The organism is Embleya sp. NPDC001921 (assembly GCF_053594475.1).
Genome location: NZ_JBSFEO010000019.1, coordinates 178511 through 196874, shown reverse-complemented (window position 1 = coordinate 196874; position 18364 = coordinate 178511). Strand labels below are relative to the sequence as shown.

The 18364-nt window shown below is 72.0% G+C and carries 13 protein-coding genes and 1 pseudogene; 9 read left to right on the top strand and 5 right to left on the bottom strand.

What is annotated here, in order from left to right; translation table 11 throughout:
• Positions 1-776 (bottom strand): annotated as a pseudogene (locus ACWCPW_RS23245) (peptidase M28); the annotation flags it as partial.
• A gap of 391 nt (positions 777-1167) precedes the next feature.
• Positions 1168-2805 carry a CocE/NonD family hydrolase gene (locus tag ACWCPW_RS23240; protein ID WP_449763523.1) on the bottom strand — a complete coding sequence of 546 codons (1638 nt, stop codon included), beginning with the start codon at positions 2803-2805 and terminating at the stop codon, positions 1168-1170.
• 228 nt (positions 2806-3033) lie between these two features.
• On the opposite strand from ACWCPW_RS23240, the gene ACWCPW_RS23235 reads away from it, so the two are divergent.
• Positions 3034-4497 carry a carboxylesterase/lipase family protein gene (locus ACWCPW_RS23235; protein ID WP_449763522.1) on the top strand — a complete coding sequence of 488 codons (1464 nt, stop codon included), beginning with the start codon at positions 3034-3036 and terminating at the stop codon, positions 4495-4497.
• A gap of 58 nt (positions 4498-4555) precedes the next feature.
• On the opposite strand, the gene ACWCPW_RS23230 is transcribed toward ACWCPW_RS23235, so the two are convergent.
• Positions 4556-5599: a P1 family peptidase gene (locus tag ACWCPW_RS23230; protein WP_449763521.1), complete on the bottom strand. Its 1044-nt coding sequence runs from the start codon at positions 5597-5599 to the stop codon at positions 4556-4558.
• 234 nt (positions 5600-5833) lie between these two features.
• On the opposite strand from ACWCPW_RS23230, the gene ACWCPW_RS23225 reads away from it, so the two are divergent.
• Positions 5834-6565: a spermidine synthase gene (locus tag ACWCPW_RS23225; RefSeq protein WP_449763520.1), complete on the top strand. Its 732-nt coding sequence runs from the start codon at positions 5834-5836 to the stop codon at positions 6563-6565.
• A gap of 142 nt (positions 6566-6707) precedes the next feature.
• Here the strand turns inward: ACWCPW_RS23225 and ACWCPW_RS23220 are convergent, their stop codons facing one another.
• Together ACWCPW_RS23220 and ACWCPW_RS23215 are read right to left on the bottom strand one after the other, a co-directional pair.
• A complete protein-coding gene (locus tag ACWCPW_RS23220; RefSeq protein ID WP_449763519.1) occupies positions 6708-7610 on the bottom strand; it encodes a serine hydrolase in 903 nt (300 codons plus the stop codon).
• A 52-nt stretch (positions 7611-7662) separates the two neighbouring features.
• Positions 7663-8511, bottom strand: coding sequence for a M55 family metallopeptidase (locus ACWCPW_RS23215; protein ID WP_449763518.1), 849 nt, complete (start codon positions 8509-8511; stop codon positions 7663-7665).
• A 253-nt stretch (positions 8512-8764) separates the two neighbouring features.
• Here ACWCPW_RS23215 and ACWCPW_RS23210 point away from each other — a divergent pair, with 253 nt between their 5' ends.
• The 7 genes from ACWCPW_RS23210 to ACWCPW_RS23180 all read left to right on the top strand — a co-directional run bounded on the left by ACWCPW_RS23210 (position 8765) and on the right by ACWCPW_RS23180 (position 18354).
• Positions 8765-10237, top strand: a complete 1473-nt coding sequence (locus tag ACWCPW_RS23210) for a serine hydrolase domain-containing protein (protein ID WP_449763517.1) — start codon at positions 8765-8767, stop codon at positions 10235-10237.
• A complete protein-coding gene (locus tag ACWCPW_RS23205) occupies positions 10234-11805 on the top strand; it encodes an ABC transporter substrate-binding protein (protein ID WP_449763516.1) in 1572 nt (523 codons plus the stop codon). The genes ACWCPW_RS23210 and ACWCPW_RS23205 overlap by 4 nt, the downstream gene beginning before the upstream one ends.
• Positions 11802-12803, top strand: coding sequence for an ABC transporter permease (locus ACWCPW_RS23200; protein ID WP_449763515.1), 1002 nt, complete (start codon positions 11802-11804; stop codon positions 12801-12803). Before ACWCPW_RS23205 ends, ACWCPW_RS23200 begins: the two co-directional genes overlap by 4 nt.
• Before the next feature lie 2 nt (positions 12804-12805).
• Positions 12806-14662: a dipeptide/oligopeptide/nickel ABC transporter permease/ATP-binding protein gene (locus ACWCPW_RS23195; protein ID WP_449763514.1), complete on the top strand. Its 1857-nt coding sequence runs from the start codon at positions 12806-12808 to the stop codon at positions 14660-14662.
• Entirely contained in the window at positions 14659-15531 is an 873-nt protein-coding gene (locus tag ACWCPW_RS23190; protein ID WP_449763513.1) for an ABC transporter ATP-binding protein, read from the top strand. The genes ACWCPW_RS23195 and ACWCPW_RS23190 overlap by 4 nt, the downstream gene beginning before the upstream one ends.
• A complete protein-coding gene (locus tag ACWCPW_RS23185; protein ID WP_449763512.1) occupies positions 15528-16445 on the top strand; it encodes a GNAT family N-acetyltransferase in 918 nt (305 codons plus the stop codon). Before ACWCPW_RS23190 ends, ACWCPW_RS23185 begins: the two co-directional genes overlap by 4 nt.
• Before the next feature lie 241 nt (positions 16446-16686).
• Entirely contained in the window at positions 16687-18354 is a 1668-nt protein-coding gene (locus tag ACWCPW_RS23180; protein WP_449763511.1) for a PucR family transcriptional regulator, read from the top strand.
• Positions 18355-18364: the final 10 nt, after the last annotated feature.

Genomic DNA, 18364 nt, shown 5'->3' with positions numbered 1-18364 from the left:
CCGGTTTCCTTGCTGGTGGCCTGGCCGTTGCCCCAGGCGTCGGTGGACTTGGTGAAGACCTGGCCGTTGCTGTAGTCGGCGCAGGTCAGGCCGGGGCGGTTCGGGTCGCGCAGGGAGAAGGAGCTGCCCGAGCCGGTGGTGTCGATGGCGAGCGGGTTGGGCCCGTTCCACTGACTGTTGCCGGTGCCGGCCTTCACGTCGTCGACGGTGTCGAGCACCGTGCCCGTGCTCGCATCGACGAAGACGTGCAGCCTGCTGGGCGCGGTCGCGGTACGACCGATCAGAACGGTCTCCCAGGCGAGATTGCTCTGCCCGTCCTTGACCCGGACGACCAGGCGGTGCGACTCGACCTTGTCCACGGCCGCGAGTCTGGCCCTGGAGGTGGTTTCGGCGGCGCCCGCGTCGATCGTGGGCGTGGTCTTGGCCGAGATGCGGGTGCTGGTGGCGGACTGGGTCGCGCGGACCCGGCCCTGGCCGTCGGCGAGCACCACCGCGTCGCCGCCGACCACCGGGATGCCCCGGTAGGTGCGCTGATAGGCGACCGAGTACAGGTCGTTGACCCACGGGGTCACCGACTGCCGTTCGTACTGCTCGTCGGGACCCTTGGCGAGGGTGTCCAAGCCACTGGTCGCGGCTCGGTCGGCGGCGGAGACCGCCAGCGCCTGCGAGCCGGGAGGGGAAGGCGGATCGGCCGAAGCCGACTGCGCGGTCGTGGAGACCGCCAATCCGGCGAGTACGGCCAGGACTGTCCCGGCCGTCACCGTTTTGCGATTCATCGAGGCTCCTCGAGTGGAAGGTAGACCTCGACCACGAATCCGGCCTTCGCGATGCGTGTCCGCATGGTGAGCGAACCGCCGACGCGCGTGGCCGCCGGATTCGTGCCCGATCGGCACACGTTCACACGGTCTGCCCGTTCCGTTCAATGCGCGCTCGAACAGCCGGCAAAATCTGTCAAACTCCGTGCCACGCCGGTGAGTTGCCTACAGCGGAGAATATCTCCGGGAGTCGGTCGACGGGGCTGCCCGGCACCTTGTGCGGCGACCGGAGAGGCGCATCGGGGTGCCGGGCAGCAGGCGCGAACGACTCACCTGGAGGCCGCGATCAACTCGTGGAGAGGTCGCGACCGGCTCGCCGAGAGGTCGCGATCAGCCCATGGAGAGGCCGTGATCAGCTCACCGGCAGGTCCAGGTAGGACGGATCCTCCTCGGAGGGCGAGACCGTGATGGTGGTGCCCGCGACGGGCGCCGCACCGTAGAACGGGTCGAACGTGTCCAGTACGAGCAGTACCCGGTGGCCGGCCGGGACGTTGTAGCCGGTGGCCTGGAGGGCGATGTCCAGGACGACCAGCCGTTCCGCCTCGCCCTCGGGGCCGGTGAACGGTGCGTGCGTGATGATGTGGGCGTTGCCGTCGGCGTCGACGTCGAAGAGGTGTGCGATCACCGTCGGCGTCGGTCCCTCGATCGTGTAGGTCACTCGCAGTCGAGGCACACCCCGCAGTTTCACCGCCACCGGTAGCGGCGCGGTGGCCCACACGCCCGCGTGGGAACGGTCGATCTCGTTGGTCGGGTAGATCTTGGGAAAACCGGCCATCTCCGGGTAGCCGGAGAAGATGATCTTGTTTGCCACGGTGGCCGGGGTGTCGGCGCCGGACCGCAAGGTGATGTCCGTGTCGCCGCCGGGCTTGTCGGTGAGCGTGCCGTCGCCGCCGTTTTGCGGGCCGCCCAGATACAGCCGCTCGGTGTGTCCGGTGACCGCGCCCCATGTGGGCTGCTCTTCGATCGGGCCCTTCCACATGATCTGCGTGACGACCTCGCCCTCGGTGTCGATGCCGTTGGCAACACCCTTGAGGTGGTGGTCGAACCACCGGTAGGCGTCCTCCCAGATCCGGTTCGGCAGCCCGATGATGCCGGGCGACTCCGGTCCCGAGTGGTCACCGATGGACAGCAGGAGGCGCTTGGGACCGGTCAGCGCGTTGAACATCTTCAACGTCTGGTTGGTGGGGAACAGCGTCTCGTGCCACGCGTTCGCGAACAGGATCGGCACGCCGCGCTCGTTGAGCTTTCCGACGCTGTCGAACGGAGAGCGCGGTACCGCCCAGTCCAGCGCCGGTTGCGGGTCCGGATTGGTCAGCACATCGCGGAACGCCTGCTGTGTGGTCTCGCTGAGCCGGGCGTCGGCGGCGGCACCCAGGAGTGTGGACACCGCGGCCAGGTGCCGGGTGCCGTTCTCGAAGAACGCGTCGCCCAGGTCGCCCCAGGTGCTCAGCGCCACCACCGCGCCCACCTTGGGCTCCTCGGCGGCGACGAGCTGGCTGATGCCCGATCCGTACGAGTCGCCGATGAAGCCGACACCGGTCAACTCGCCCGCGACCAGGCCCTCCACGAAGGTGATCGCCGCCTGACCATCCTGGATGTCCTCGAGGCCGGCCACCTCGACCTCGCCCTGGGAGTTGCCGAACCCGCGCGCGGTGTAGGCCAGTACGTGGTAGCCCTTGAGCGCGAAGCGGGTCGCCTGTACCGCGTAGACGACCCAGCCCAGGTTCACCCACGGTGAGGGCATCACGATCAGCGGCCGGGGTCGGCCGTCGCGGTGCAGCCAGAGCGCGCCGTCCAACTCGTCGCCGCCCGCGCCGGGCACGCGAACCTTGCTGAACTCGACCTGTGCCCGGGTCTCCTCGACCTCGGCCACGCGCGCGGGGGCGAGTCGACCGGGGTTCCCGGTCTCCAGTGCTTCGACGACCTGCGTCAAGGTCGCCTCGTCCAGTTCGGGGTAGAGGCTGGTCGGCTGCGGTTCCTGTGAACTCACGTCGATCCCTTCCCACTTCGTCGACACGTGCGGACGAGGCCGACACCCGCCCATGATCGCGGTGGGTGTCGACTCGAAGACACAGTGTCATCGAATCCCGATTCGTGACGGGAGAATGGGAGGAAAATCCGAAGTGGGAAACAACCATTCCGGTGCGCCGACCCCTTCGCTACCCTCGCCCGATCCGGCGGAATCGTCGAGCGGGGCTCCCCGCGGATCGGATGGCCCATGAAGAACGTATCCCCGGACGTCGAGCCCGGGCGCCCGACGGTGTCGATCTCCGCCGGGCGCCTGCGCGGCACCACCGCGGACGGCGTGCGTCGGTTCCTCGGTATCCCGTACGCCGCCGCGCCGGTGGGCCCGAGACGGTTCGACCGGCCGGCCCCGCACCCGGGGTGGGCGGACGTGCGCGACGCCGGTTCGATGGGGGCGACCGCGCCGCAGGCGCCGTATCGGGGCGGTCTGGGCGACCTGTTGCCGACGGTGGTGGTCGAGGGCGACGAATACCTGAACCTGAACATCTGGGCACCGGTCGACGCGGCCGGCCTGCCGGTCATGGTGTGGGTGCACGGCGGTTCGCTCGCACACGGCGCGAACGCCCTGCCCGGGTACGACGGTTCCGCCTTCGCCCGGGACGGCGTGGTGTTCGTGGCGCTGAACTACCGGCTGGCCTCCGAGGGATTCTCGGTATTGGCGGGCGCGCCGCTCAATCTCGGACTGGCCGACGTGCTCGCCGCGCTGCGCTGGGTGCGCGCCGAGATCGCGGCCTTCGGCGGCGACCCCGAACAGGTCACCGTGTTCGGCGAGTCCGCCGGAGCGATCCTGCTGGGCGCGCTGGTCGCCCACCCGGAGGCCGCGTCGTTGTTCGGTCGGGCGATCCTGCAGAGCGGGATGCCCGGCGCGCTCCCGCCCAAGGGCGCCGGCCGGATCACCCGCCTGGTGGCCCGACGGCTGGGCCGCGCGGCCACCAGGGAGGCGTTCGCGGATGTGCCGGCGGCCGAACTGGTCGCGGCCGAACAGGCCGTCACCGCCGGCGGATCGCCGATGAGCGGTGGCCCCGGATTCACCATGGCCGTCGACGCGGACCTGGTGCCGGTCGAGCCGATGGCCGCGCTGCCGGCCGGCGCCGGGTCGGACATCACGCTGCTGCTCGGCTCGAACACCGAGGAATACCGGTTGTGGTTCGTGCCCACGGGGATGCTGGACCGGGTCGGGGCACCGCTGTTCGCGGGCGCGCGGCTCGAGTTCCGGATCGGACGCCGGATCCTGGCCGCGTATCGGGCCAACCGGCCGGGCGCCTCGCGCGGCGAACTGCTCGGCACGCTGGTCGGCGACCTGCTGCTGCGACTGCCGATCAACCGGGTCGCGGACGCCCGACTGGATCACGACGCGCCCACCTACGTCTACGAGTTCGGCTGGCGCAGCCCGGTCCTGGAACTGGGCGCGGCGCACGCGATGGAACTGCCCTTCGTCTTCGACGGCCTCGCGACGCCCGACTGGCGCGCCCTCACCGGCGACGCGCCGCCGCAGCGGCTGGCCGACGACATGCACGCGGCGTGGGTACGGTTCGCCAAGACCGGCGACCCGGGCTGGGAACCCTGGGACGCCCGGCGCCCGGTACGGGTGTTCGACCATCCCGAGTCCGGCACGGTGTTCGCCCCGCGGGAGGACGAGCGGGCCGTCTGGCCCTGACCGGCGCGTGCCGGGCCGACGCCCAACTCCCGGGCCGGCCCGCGGGGCGTCGCGCCCCTCATCCCAGGGCGCGACGCACGGCCGCGTGCGGCAGCGCGAACGCCTTGTGCCCGGACGGCGCGTGTACCGTCTCGGCGGCCAACAGGGCGTCCAGCACCGCCTCCTCGACGGCGTCCATGGTCGCGGCGAAGACCGTGTCCAACAGCGCCGAGGGCAGCGGTTCGACGGCCCGCGCGGGCGCGGTGGAGAAGGCCACCGCGTAGTCGCCGCTGCCGTGCGCGAAGGCGGCCCCGACCCGGGCCAGTCCGAACACGCCGCGCCCGGCGATCCGGGTCAACTCGCGTGTGGAACAAGGCAGATCGGTGGCCACCACGATCACGCACGAGCCCTGCCCGCTCGGCGGCCCGGCGGTCGGCAGACCCAGCGCGGCCGGGCGCAACACCTGCCCGCCCAGTCGTAGTTCGCCGGACATGTTGGCCTGCACCAGCACGCCCACGGTCGCCTCGCCGGTGTCGGTGGGCACCCGGCGCGACGCGGTGCCGATACCGGCCTTGTAGCCCAGCGCGCACGCGCCGGTGCCGCCGCCCACACTGCCCTGCGGCACCGGCCCGGTCGAGGCCGTGTCCAGCGCCGCGTACACGTGTGCCGCGGTCACCCGGCGTGGTCGGTTCCGGGACAGCCACGTGTCGTCGATCTCGCCGACCACCGGCACCACCGAAGTGAGCGGCGGGTCGGCCCGCTCCCGCAGCCAGGTCGACAGCGCGTTCGCGACGGGGAAGGTGGACAGTTTGGAGGTGAGCAGCAACGGGGTCTCCAATTCGCCCGGTTCCACCGGTCGGCCGGCGCCGACGAACCTCCCGTGGCCGTTGCCGACGAACTGCCCGGCCCGCAGTGGGCCGTGGCTGCCCAGCGCGTCGGGCACGATCGCGGTCACTCCCGAATACAACCCCTCCCGGGGGTCGCGCAGGGTGGTGTGCCCCACCCGTACGCCCGGGACGTCGGTGAGCGCGTTCCACGTCCCGGGATCGAGCAGGCCCGGCGCGTGGCCGAAGTCGCGGATGCGCGGGCGCGGCTTGGAAGGGTCCGTCGCGAGCTCGGTCATCGTGGCTCCGGATGTCGTTTCGGCCGGCATTCGCATGCCGTCACTCTCCGCTGTGCCCGTCGTCCGCCGCACCGTCGTCGCGGACGAAAGTTCGGACCCGCCTCGGGTGGGCCACACCAACCCCGGGCGGCCCTCGCGCCTGGTCGGCGCGGGCCCGCGCGCTCTATAGGCTGACCACCCACAGATCACCCACTGGCGCCGGAGAGCGGCACCGACACGGTTGAGGGTGCACGGATGAGCGCGCGTTTCGAGGAACTCGACTGGCAGCCGACGCCGATGGGCGAGATCAGTCTGCGCCGCAGGCGGGACCCGGCCACGGGCGAGGACGTGTACGAGGTCAAGCTCGGCGACGAGTTCCTGATGTCCAGCCTGTTCACGGCGGGCGAGATCGCGCTGACCCGACTGGGCCTGGCCGACCTGCCGGAGGCCGGACTCGACGTCGTGGTGGGCGGCCTCGGGCTCGGATACACCGCCCGGGCGGCGCTGGACGATCCGCGTGTGCGCAGCCTGATCGTGGTGGACACGCTCGGCGAGGTGATCGACTGGCACCGGCGCGGGCTGGTGCCGCTGGGCGCGGGACTGGCCGGTGATCCGCGCTGTCGGCTGGTCCGCGGCGACTTCTTCGCGATGGCCGGCGACCCTCGCGGGTGGGACGCGCAGGCGCCCGGCCGGCGCTTCCACGCCGTCCTGCTGGACGTCGACCACTCGCCGCGGCACGTGCTGCACCCCAGCCACGCCGCGCTCTACCGGCCGGCCGGGCTGCGCGCGCTGGCCGATCGACTGCATCCCGACGGCGTCTTCGCGCTGTGGTCGAACGACCCGCCGGACCACGAGTTCGGCGCGGTGCTCGCCGAGGTGTTCACCGCCTCGGCCGCGCACGTGGTCGACTTCGACAACCCGCTCCAGGGCGGTACGGCGACCAACACCGTGTATGTGGCGCGCAAGGCGGGCGACCCCGCGTCCTGACCCGACGGGACGGCGGACCGGGTCGGGACGCGGGGTGCGGGGGCGTGTCCTCGAACACCCCACCGGGTCTGTACCGGGACGCGAGGACACGCCGGGGTGCCGCGCCCGGCGACAGGGCACGAGTCGCCGGGCGCGGCACCGTTCAGGAGCGCAGGTGGTCGATGGCGACGCGGGCGGCCCGGCCGATCGCGGCGTCGGCCCGGGGCAGCCGGAAGCCCATCGACTCCGAGCGCAGGAAGACGCCGACGGCGTAGCGCTTGCCGTCGGGGTACTCGACGACCCCGGCCTCGTTGCGCACACCCCACAGGGTGCCGGTCTTGCCGGACACCCGGATCTCGTCCTCGAAGCCGGAGGAGAGCCGGTGCGGCCAGATCTGCCGGCCCATGATCTCGCGCACCTCGGCGCAGGCCTCGGCGGGCCCGGCCTCGTCCCGCCAGATGGCGGCGAGCAGCTTGGTGATCTCGCGCGGGGTGGTCGAGGCGGTGCGCTCGGGGTCGCGCACGGTCAGCATGCGCATGCGGTCCGGGGTGACCCGGGCGAGTTGCTCCTCGACGTCCTCGGCCGCCGGGTCGATGCCCAGGTCGGTCACCACGCTGGAGAGCAGTTCCTTGCAGCCGGTGACCGCGGTGACGCGGCAGTCCAACTCGTCCAGCGTGGCCCGCACGTTCTCCCGGCCGACCAGGCCGAGCACGACGTCGGTGGCCGCGTTGTCGCTCATGGTCATCATCATGGCGGTGAGGTCGCGCGCGCTCATCTCCACGTCGTGCGCGCAGCCGTCGGTGCCGATGCCGTCGCCCGCCTTGTCGGCGTCGGTGACCACGTGCCGACCGGCCCGGTCCAGCCGGCCCGAGGCCGCCTGGCGCGCGTACTCCAAGGCGATCGGGATCTTGAAGACCGAGGCGAGCACGACCTTGTCGTCGGACCCGTAACAGACCTCGTCGTCGCCGTCGAGGTCGCGTACGTGCAGGAAGCCCTCGACCTCGGCCGCGTCGAAGACGGCGCGGATGCTCTTGGCCGGCTCGACCGGGTCCTGGTCGGTGATCATGTATCGCTCCGTGGGGTGGTCGGGTGGCCCCGAGGGGCCCGACGGGGTGTGCTCAGCGTTTGGCGGCGACGTTGGGCAGATGGGTGGCGGCCGCGTGCGCGCCCACCGTGTACCAGAGGTTGATCAGGTCCATCACGACGTCGGGGTCGGGCGCCGCGCATCGCACGGTCAACAGGTCCAGTCGTTCCGCGCCGGGCACGGCGGCGGCGAACTCGGCGGCCAGGGGGAGTTGGAAGCCCACCTCCAGGACCAGTTCCTCGGGCACCGGCAGGGCTCGCAACCCGCTCGCCTTCTCGACCGCCAGCGCGGCCTTCTCCCGGATGAGGTCCCGGGCCAGGGAGGGGTGCATGGTGTCGGCCGCGGTCCATCCCTCGGCGGACTTGACCTGCGCGGTGACCACGCCGGGGAACACTTCCTCGGCCACCGAGCAGACGTGGTTGTCGCCGGTGACCAGTCCGATCGGCACCCCGTGCCGGGCGGCCAGCAGCGCGATCACCTCGGCCTCGGTGACGTGGCGGTCGCCCAGTTTCACCGAGGTGAAGTTGCCGGAGAAGGTGTGCGAGAGCACGCCCGGCTTGCCGGCCGCCGCGTGGTAGCCGACGAACAGCGCCACCGCGTGCTGCGGGCCCAGGCCGTGCGCCATGCACTGGGCCTTGGGGGTGCCCAGGATCATCCGGGCGCGGGGGTCCAGATCCTCCGCGATCAGGTTGTCCATCGTGCCGTGGCTGTCGTTGATCAGTACGCGCTCGGCGCCCGCCGCGAACGCGCCCTCGATCGCCGCGTTCGCCTCGCCCGTCATCAGGTGTTGCGCCCGGGGGTAGCCGGTGCCGCCGCGCCAGATCTGGTCCAGGGTGGCGATGCCCGCCACGCCTTCCATGTCGATCGAGATGTACACGTCCATCGGTCACTCCCGTTCGTCGCGCTGCCCGTGACCGACCCGATGCGCGCGCGTCGCCCGCCGCCGGGCCGGGCGGTGCGCCGACCGTCGGCGGCCACTGCCGAGGATTGCCGAGGCGGGCCAGGCTCGGCGTCGGTGATTCGGACAGGTTCGGCGGCGGTTCTTCGTCGACGAGGACGATTCGAGGTTTTCGGGCGCTGCCTACCGTGATCGTCCTCTGCGGCACTCGCCGCCGCCTTCGAGGAGGTATCCCACGATGGGACGATCCGACGTGTCCGGGTCTGCTGCCCGGACACTGCCGACGCCCGAGTACCTAGCGACCCGACTCGGCGAACTGGCCAAGCGCGGCAACATTCCCGGTGCGAGTGTCGCGGTACGGATGGGCGACGAGACGGTCGTGGCCGCCACGGGCGTGCTCGACGTGGAGATCGGGTACCCGGCGACCCCGGATTCGATCTTCCAGATCGGGTCGATCACCAAGGTCTGGACGGCGACGCTGATCATGCAGCTCGTCGACGAGGGCGTGCTCGACCTCGACGCCCCCGTGCGCACCTACCTGCCGGACTTCAAGCTCGTCGACGAGGCCGCCGCACAGGTGGTGACGACGCGTCAACTGTTGTGCCACACCGCGGGTTTCGAGGGCGACCTGTTCGACGACCAAGGCCCCGGGCACGACGCGGTGGCCAAGCTGGTCGCGGCCCTGGCCGAGAAGGCCGGCCAACTGTTCGCACCCGGCGAGATGTTCTCGTACTGCAACAGCGGGTTCGTCGTGCTGGGCCGGATCATCGAGGTGCTCACCGGACAGACCTGGGAGGCGACGCTGCGCGAGCGGATCGCGGTGCCGCTGGGCCTGGGCCGGCTGGCCACCAGCGCGAACGAGGCGATCCTGCACCGGGTGGCGATCGGGCACGTGTCCGGGCCGGACGGGACCGCGGTGCGGGTGCCGGGGTGGGAGATGCCGCGCTCCAACGCGCCTGCCGGCTCGACCCTGACCACCACGGCGACCGACCTGCTCGCGTTCGCCGCCGCGCACATCGCCCGGGGACTGCTCCCGGACGGCACCCGGCTGCTGTCGGAGGCGTCCGCGCTCGCGATGCGCGAGCCGCAGGTGCGGGTGCCCGACATCGAGGTGGTCGGCGGCGCGTGGGGGCTGGGCTGGAATCTGTTCGACTGGGTCGGCGGCCCGATCATCGGTCACGACGGCGGCACCTTGGGCCAGGCCGCGATCCTGCGGGTGGCCCCCGAGAGCGACGTCTCGATCGCGATACTCACCAACGGCGGCGACCTGGCCGTGATGTACGACCTGGTCCGCGACGTGTTCGCGACGACCGCGGACGTGCGCGTACCGGAGCCGGTCGTACCGCCCGCCGAGCCCCCGGTGGTGGACTCGCGCTTCTTCGTCGGCCGCTACGCCTCGCAGGCGATGGCGTTCGACGTGGTCGAGTCCGAGGAGGGACTGGAACTCACCACGCGCACGCTCGGCGCCGCCGCCGAGATGCTCGGCGAACAGGTCAAGACCAGCAGGCTGGTGATCCGCGACGCCCGCACGCTGATCGAGGTCGAGGCGCAGGGTGGGCAGCACACGCAGTATGCCTTCCTCGGCGATGGCGACCGGGCCCGCTTCCTGCACATGACCCGCGCGATGCCGCGGGTGAGCGCCGTGGACGCGGTCGCCGCGCACGCCGCCGAGCAGGGCGCCGTCGGCTGTACCGCCGGAGGCGCGAGATGAGAAGGCTCCCACGCGGCGCCGCTGCGGCCGTCGCGTTGGGCCTGTTCGCCGCCGGGTGCGGAGGGACCGGCAGCGGTGGTGGTGCCGGCGACGGTGACACCGTCACGATCGCCATCGAAGGCGACCCCGGCAACATGAACCCGCTGACCGCGCTGACCTCGTCCGCGGTCACGATGAACCGCTACTCCTACGACTCGCTGATCAACGTCGCCAACGACGGGCGGATCGTCTCGGGTGTCGCCGAGAAGTGGACCTCCGACGCGACCTCGGCGACCTTCACGCTCCGCCGCGACGTGACGTGCGACAGCGGCCGAGCACTGACCGCCTCCGACATCGCGGCCCAGTACGCCTACATCGCCGACCCGGTCAACAAGTCGCCGTTGTACGGCCTGATGGTGCCTCCCGGGACCGTTGCCACCGCCGACGACGCGGCCGGCACCCTGACGCTGAAGACCCCGGACCCGGCCCCGTTCCTGGTCCGCGGCACCGCGATGTTGCGACTGGTGTGCCCCACCGCCATGAAGTCCCCCGATGTCCTGAGCCACACGTCCGACGGGACCGGACCCTACCGACTGAGCCAGGTGGTCCCGGGCGACCACTTCACCTTCACCAAGCGCGCCGGCTACACCTGGGGGCCGAACGGCATCGGCAACACCGACCTGCCCGACCGAGTGGTCTTCAAGGTCCTCGCCAACGAATCCACCAGGGCGAACCTGGTGCTCGGCGGACAGATCGACATCGCGCCCATCGTCGGCGGCGACCGCGCCCGGCTGACCGCGGCCGGCGTCAAGTCCGCGGTCCAGCGCGACCCCTTGGGGATGCTGGTCTTCAACGAGGCCGCCAACCGGGTCACCGCCGATCCCCTGGTGCGCCGGGCGCTGATCGAGGCGCTCGACCTCAAGCAGATCGGTGCGGTGGCCACCGGCGGCAAGGGTCAACCCGCAACCCGCGTCGGCGTCACGGCGGCGCCGCCCTGCACCGAGGACGCGGTGACCGACCACCTGCCACGGCACGACGTGGCTCGGGCCGCGGAGGCGCTGCGGTCGGCGGGGTGGAAGAAGTCCGGCGGGCGCTGGACCAAGGACGGCAAGCAGCTGTCGATCTCCATGCCCTACCCCGGTGTGTTCGGCAACCAGCTCACCGCCGCCGTCGAGTTGGCGGTCAAGCAATGGAAGTCGTTCGGCGTCAAGGTCAGCGCTCAGCCGACCACCGCCGCGACGAACGCCACGATCCTGATGGGCGGTCAGTGGGAAGTCGCGTGGGCACCGCTCTCGGTGACCACACCCGACCAGGCCCTCCCGTTCTTCATGGGAGCCGCCCCACCGGACGGGCTCAACTTCGGTTCGCTGGACAACCCCGAATTCAAACGTCTCGTGGCTCTCGCCATGGCCAAACCGGACACCTCGGGTTGCCCCGAGTGGACCGCGGCCGAATCCGAGTTGATCAAACGTCTCGATGTGGTGACCTTCATGGACTCGTTGACCCCCTATTTCGCTCGGGGCTACAGCTTCGAACTCGACGGTGGCGGTCCCATTCCGACCACCCTTCGCAAGGTCGGTGGCCGATGAGTACCGCAGCCGGTACCGCAACTTCGGCCGGCCGGGTGATCGACTTCCGGCTCGGCCCCTGGACCTCCTTCCTCGTGCGCCGCACCAGTCGCCTGGTGGTCTCCCTGGCCGCACTGGTCACCGCCGCCTTCGCGATGATCCACTTCGTCCCCGGCGACCCGGTCCGGGGTGCGCTGGGGATGAACGCCACACCCGACGCCGTTGCCGCCCGCAAGGAGCAACTGGGTCTGAACGACTCGCTGTTCACCCAATACCGGCACTTCGTCAGCGGGCTTTTCTCCGGCGACCTGGGCGAATCGATCACCGCCCGCGTCCCGGTGTCCCGGATGATCGGCGACCGACTGCCGGCGACCCTGGAGATCGCGATCTACGCGTTCCTCCTGGTGATGCTCGTGGCCATCCCGCTGGGCATGGCCATGGCCGTGTGGACCCGCAACGGCCGGCGCCGGCGCGGCGAACTCGCCTTCGCCTCCTCGACCGGGGCGATCGTGGCCATCCCGGAATTCCTCCTCGCCGTGGGCCTGGCCTCGGTGTTCGGCGTCTCGCTGGGCTGGTTCCCGGTGGCGCTGCGCGAGGGCCCGGACTCCTACGTCCTGCCGGTGCTCGCGCTGGCCATCACCCCGATCGCCGCACTGTCGCGGATCGTCCGGGTGGAGGCGCTGCGCGTCTTCGAGACCGACTACATGCGCACCGCACGCGCCAAGCGGCTGCCCGGCCGACTGGTCTACCTGCGGCACGCGTTGCCGAACCTGCTGACCTCCTCGCTCACCCTGGGCGGCCTGCTCCTGAGCGGCCTGCTGGCCGGGACCGTACTGATCGAGAACGTCTTCGCCTGGCCCGGCCTGGGCATGACCATCGTCCAGGCGATCCTGCAGAAGGACTACCCGCTCGTCCAAGGCATCGTGCTGGTCTACGGAGCCGCCGCGCTCACGATCAACTTCGTGGTCGACCTCGCCGTCGCCGCCGCCGATCCCCAGTCCACGATTCGCGGGAGCTGAAGATGGCCAACGCACCAAGACTTCGCCTCGCACTGCGCACCCCGCTGGGGATCACCGCCGCCGTCGCGAGCACGATCATCGCCCTGGTGGCGATCTTCGGCCCCATGCTGCTCGGCGACACCGCCGACCGGATCGACACCGACGCGATCGGCCGACACAGCGGCACCGAGCACCTGTTCGGTACCGACGCGCTGGGTCGCGACATCGCCGCCCGCGTGGTGGTGGCCACCCGGCTCACCGTGGAACTGACCCTGTTCGCCACGCTCATCGCGGTCGTCGGCGGCCTGGTCCTGGGCGTCCTGCCGGCCGTCCTGGGCCGCCGCGCCGGTCGCCTGATCACCGCGACGGTCAACCTGCTCGTCGCCTTCCCCGGCCTGCTGTTCGTGCTCTTCCTCGCGGTCATCTTCGGCGTCGGCACCTTCTCCGCCGCCTTCGCCATCGGCCTGGGCGCGGCCCCGAGCACCGCCCGACTCGTGCAGAACCTGACCGCCTCGGTGGCCGGCACCGACTACGTGGCCGCGGCGCGGATCCTGGGCGTCGGCCGCTTCCGGATCATCGTCCGGCACATCCTGCCCAACATCGCCGAACCCGTCGCGCTGTTCGTCTCCACGACCGCCGCCGGCATCCTGGTCGCCTTCTCCGGCCTGTCCTTCCTCGGTCTGGGTGTGCAACCGCCCGACTACGACTGGGGACGCCTGCTCAACGAGCAACTCGACCGGGTCATGGTGGACCCGATGTCGGCGGTCGGGCCGGGGCTCGCGATCGTGCTCACCGGCATCACCTTCGGCCTGATCGGCGAGGTGGTCGCCAAGGCGAACGCCGGCCGTACCGCGCCGCAGGCCGAGGTCGGCACCGCCGACCCGATCACCGAACGGCCCGCCGAAGCGGCCGAGTCCGCGCTGCTGACCATCGACCACCTGCGGGTGCGCTTCCCCGGGCACACCGCCGTGCACGACGTCTGCCTCACCGTCGCCGAGGGTGAAGCGGTCGGCATCGTCGGCGAGTCCGGGTCGGGCAAGAGCCTGACCGCGCTCGCCGCGGCCGGACTCGTCCCGCACCCGGGCCGAGTCAGCGCCGGCACCCTGCGCTTCGGCGACCGGGACCTGAACAAGCAGGCCCCCAAGGGCACCTCGATGGCCATGGTCTTCCAGGACCCGATGGCCTCGCTCAACCCCGCGCTCACGGTCGGCCGGCAACTCGCCGAGGTGGCCGAGGTGCACCACAACGCCGGGCGGGCGGCGGCCGTCTCCCGGGCCGTGTCCCGACTGGGCGCGGTGGGCATCATCAACCCCGAACAGCGGGTCCGCAAGCGTCCGCACGAGTTCTCCGGCGGCATGCGCCAACGCGTGATGATCGCGATGGGCCTGATGGGCGAACCCCGGCTGATCATCGCCGACGAGCCCACCACCGCCCTGGACGTGACCGTGCAGGCCCAGGTGCTGGCCCTGCTCCGGGACGTGCGGACCGAATCGGGCGCCGCACTGCTGCTCATCTCGCACGACATCGCCGTCGTCTCCCAGGTGTGCGACCGCGTCGTGGTGATGTACGCGGGACGGATCGTCGAGGAACTGCCCGTCGGGGACCTCGCCGACGGCGTCGCCCACCCGTACTCGGCCGCGCTGATCGGCGCGGTGCCCAGCATGACCACCGACCGGGACGTCCCGCTGGCGACCATCCCCGGCCGGCCGCCGGAGCCGGGCGAGGACGGCGTCGGCTGCCCGTTCGCGCCGCGCTGCGCCCGGGCGACGGACCGCTGCCGCACCGAGGAGCCGGTCCTGGAATCGATCGGTGTCGGCCGCCGCGTCGCGTGCTGGGACCCGATCACCACCGTCACCCACGAACTGGAGGAGGCACGATGAAAGCCGCGAGCACGGTGGATCCCTCCGCCGTCGAAGCCGCCCCGAGCCCCGCCGGGAGCGCCACATCCGGTTCGCTCGAACTGCGCAACATCACCGTGCGCTACGGCCGCGGCCGCAACGCCTCCACCGCCGTCGACGACGTGTCCCTGGAGGTGCCCGCGGGCAGCGTGGTCGGCCTGGTCGGCGGCTCCGGATCGGGCAAGTCCACCCTGGGACGGGCCGCGGTCGGCCTGGTCCCCGTCTACTCGGGGCAGGTCCTGGTCGACGGCGTCGACCAGGGCCGCAAGCCCGGGCGCCGACCTATCCAACTGGTCTTCCAGGACCCGTTCGCCTCGCTCAACCCGCGCCTGACCATCGGCGGTTCGGTCGCCGAGGCGGTGCCGCGCACCGACCGGGCGACCCGGGCGAGCGAGGTGGCCCGCTACCTCGACCTGGTCGGGATCGACCCCGGCGTGGCCGGACGCCTGCCGCACGCGCTCTCCGGCGGCCAGCGCCAACGCGTGGCACTGGCCCGCGCGCTCGCCGCCCGGCCCGCCGTACTGGTCGCCGACGAGGTCACCTCCGCGCTGGACGTCTCGGTCCAGGGCGCGGTGCTCAACCTGATCCGCGACCTGCAACGCGAACTCGGCTTCGCGATGTTGTTCATCTCGCACAACCTGGCCGTCGTGCGCTACCTCGCGGACCGGATCGCGGTGATGGACCGCGGCGTCCTGGTGGAGTCCGGCCCGGCCGCCCAGGTCCTGGAGAACCCGGAACACGAGTACACCCGGGCCCTGCTGTCCGGCGTGCCCACGATCGGCGAGCCGCTGCCCGAACGCGCGGCGGTCGACCCCGATACCGATGTGGAGACGGAGGCAGCGGCCCGATGACCCCGACACCGGCGGGGGCGCGTACCGGCGGCGACCTGTACCGCGCCGACCGCGAACCCGAACCCGAGCCCGGTGCGTTGCGCGACCGCGCGGCCGAGGCGGCCGACCGCGCGGCTCGCGTGGCTGGGATCGAGATCCGCGAACTGCACACCCTGGTCGAGATGTCCGACGCGTGCGACCTGTTCCAACACGTGTGGCAGCCCGACACCCCGATGATCAGCCCCGAGATGATGACCGTGGTCGCGCACTCCGGCGGCTACGTCGCGGGCACCTACGAGGGCGACCGACTGGTCGGCGCGGGCGTGGGCCTGCTCTCCACGGACGGCCTGCACTCGCACATCGCCGGCGTCGACGAACGCTCGCGAGGACGCGAGGTGGGCTACGCGCTCAAGGTGTTCCAGCGGGCGTGGTGCCTGACCCGCGGGATCACCCGGGTCACCTGGACGTTCGACCCGCTGGTCGGACGGAACGCGTACTTCAACCTGGCCAAGCTCGGCGCGGTACCCGCGCAGTACCTCGCCGACTTCTACGGGCCCATGTCCGATGCCATCAACGGCGACGACTACTCCGATCGCATCCTCGCCGGCTGGGACCTGACCGCCGACCGGGTGGCCCTCGCCTGCGCGGGGACACCTCAACCGGTCGACGCGCGGGCCCTGGCGGGAGAGGTGGTGATCGGCCTGGACGCGGGTCCGGACAAGCGGCCGATCCCGGGCCGGACCGACGCCGACGTGGTGCTGGTGGCGGTGCCGCGCGATATCGAGGCGCTGCGCCGGACCGATCCGGCGGCGGCGCGGGGCTGGCGCCTGGCGCTGCGCGAGGTGCTGGGCGGGCTGATGGCCGAGGGCCGGGTCGTGCTCGGCTTCACCCGGGACGGACGGTACGTGCTCGGTCGGGGCCCGCGCTCGCGCTGACCCCGCGCCGGGTGCCCGGTCCCGGGGGACGGGCACCCGGCGTCGAGATGGACCACGACATCCATCACAAGATCGTTTAGACTCCCGCCCACGGAGCGACCGGCGCAGACGCGGTCGGCCCGGCGCGCCCGACGGGGGACTGTGTCGACCGATTGGATCCCCGTGTCATGAACGTGGTGAACGTGTTGGGCCCGCGGCGAACAGCGTCGGGCGGCCTCGCCGCCGCGCCGGTGAGCCTGCGATGACCGCGCATCCGCGCGCCGTCCTCGGGCGCATCATCGACGACCTCGGCTCCACTTTGTTCGAAGTGGCGGCCGGCAAGCCGGATCCCGACCGCGAGGTCACCGGAGTGCTGATCCACGACCCGCACGACGAACCCTCGCACGCGCCCGGCGCGGTGGTCCTGGGCGTCGCCGTCTACGGATCGCCGGCCATCGTGACCCTGGTGCACCGCGCGGCCGGCCTGGCCGCGCCGGCCGTCGTGGTGCGCGGCCCCATCGTGGTGGACGCCGAGATCGAGGCGGCGGTGGCGAGCACCGGCGTGGTCGTCCTCGCGCTCACCCCCGGTGCCTCCTGGTCCCAGGTCGCCACACTGCTGCGGGCACTGCTCGCGGTGGACGAGGTGGGCACCGCGCAGACCGGCGAGACCCTCGACGGCGCACCGGCCGGCGATCTGTTCGCGCTGGTCAACGCGATCGCCGCGCTGCTGGACGGGCCGGTCACGGTGGAGGACCGCAGCGGGCGCGTGCTGGCCTTCTCCAGTCGTCAGGACGAGGCGGACGAACCCCGGATCGCCACCATCCTGGACCGCCAGGTGCCCGCGGAGATGTTGCGCATCCTGGAGGAACGCGGCGCCTTCCACGCCCTGTACCGCAACGAGGGGCCGCTGTACCTGGCCGGCGTCTCGGACCTGCCCCGGGTGGCCATCGCGGTCCGGGCCGGCGACGAGATCCTCGGCTCGATCTGGGTCGTGGTGCGCGCACCGCTGTCCGCCGAGCTGGAGCGTTCGCTGACCGAGGCGGCCAAGGTGGTCGCGCTGCACCTGCTGCGCCGCCGCGCCGGCGCCGACGTCGAGCGCCGACTGCGCACCGACCTGCTCGCCACCGTGCTCGAAGGCGGCCCCGCGGCGGTCGACGCGGCCGGCCGACTGGGTCTGGCGCACCAGCCCGCGTGTGTACTCGCGCTCGCGGTGGTCGGCGACTCGGCACCCGCGGAACGCACCGCCGAGGAACACCGGATCGTGGACGCGCTGGCCCTGCACCTGGCGGCGGTACACCCGCGTACGGCCACCGCGCGGCTCGGCGGCTTCACCTACGCGATCCTGCCCACCGAGTCGGACGCCAGGGCGGTCCGGCTGGCGGAGGAGTTCCTGGCCCGGATCGGCGGCCGGATCGAGGCCGTCGTGGGCATCGGCCGGGTCGTCGCGCGCGAGGTGGACCTGCCCTCCTCCCGCGCGGACGCGGACCGCGCGCTGCGGGTGCTGCGCTCGGGCCGCTCGTCCCTGCGGGTGGCCCGGCTGTGCGACGTGTACGTGTCCTCGCTCCTGGTCGACGTCGCGGACCGGGTCGCGGCCACCGACGACGCACCGGCGGGACCGGTCGCCCGGCTGCGCGCCTACGACGCCGAGCACGACACGCATCTCACCGAGACCCTCGCCGCGTGGCTGGACACCTTCGGCGACGTCACCGCGGCCGCGGCGGCCGTGCACGTGCACCCGAACACCTTCCGCTACCGGCTGCGCCGGCTGTCCGAGGTGGGCGCGATCGACCTCGCCGACGGCGACGCCCGCTTCGACGCGATGTTCCAGCTCCGCCTGCACGGCGTGCACCTGAACGGGTCGGCGCGACGCGCGACGGGCGCCGTGGGGCGGCCCACTCCGCCGACGACGGTGCGGGGGCCGGGGGTGTAGGGCGGTGGGG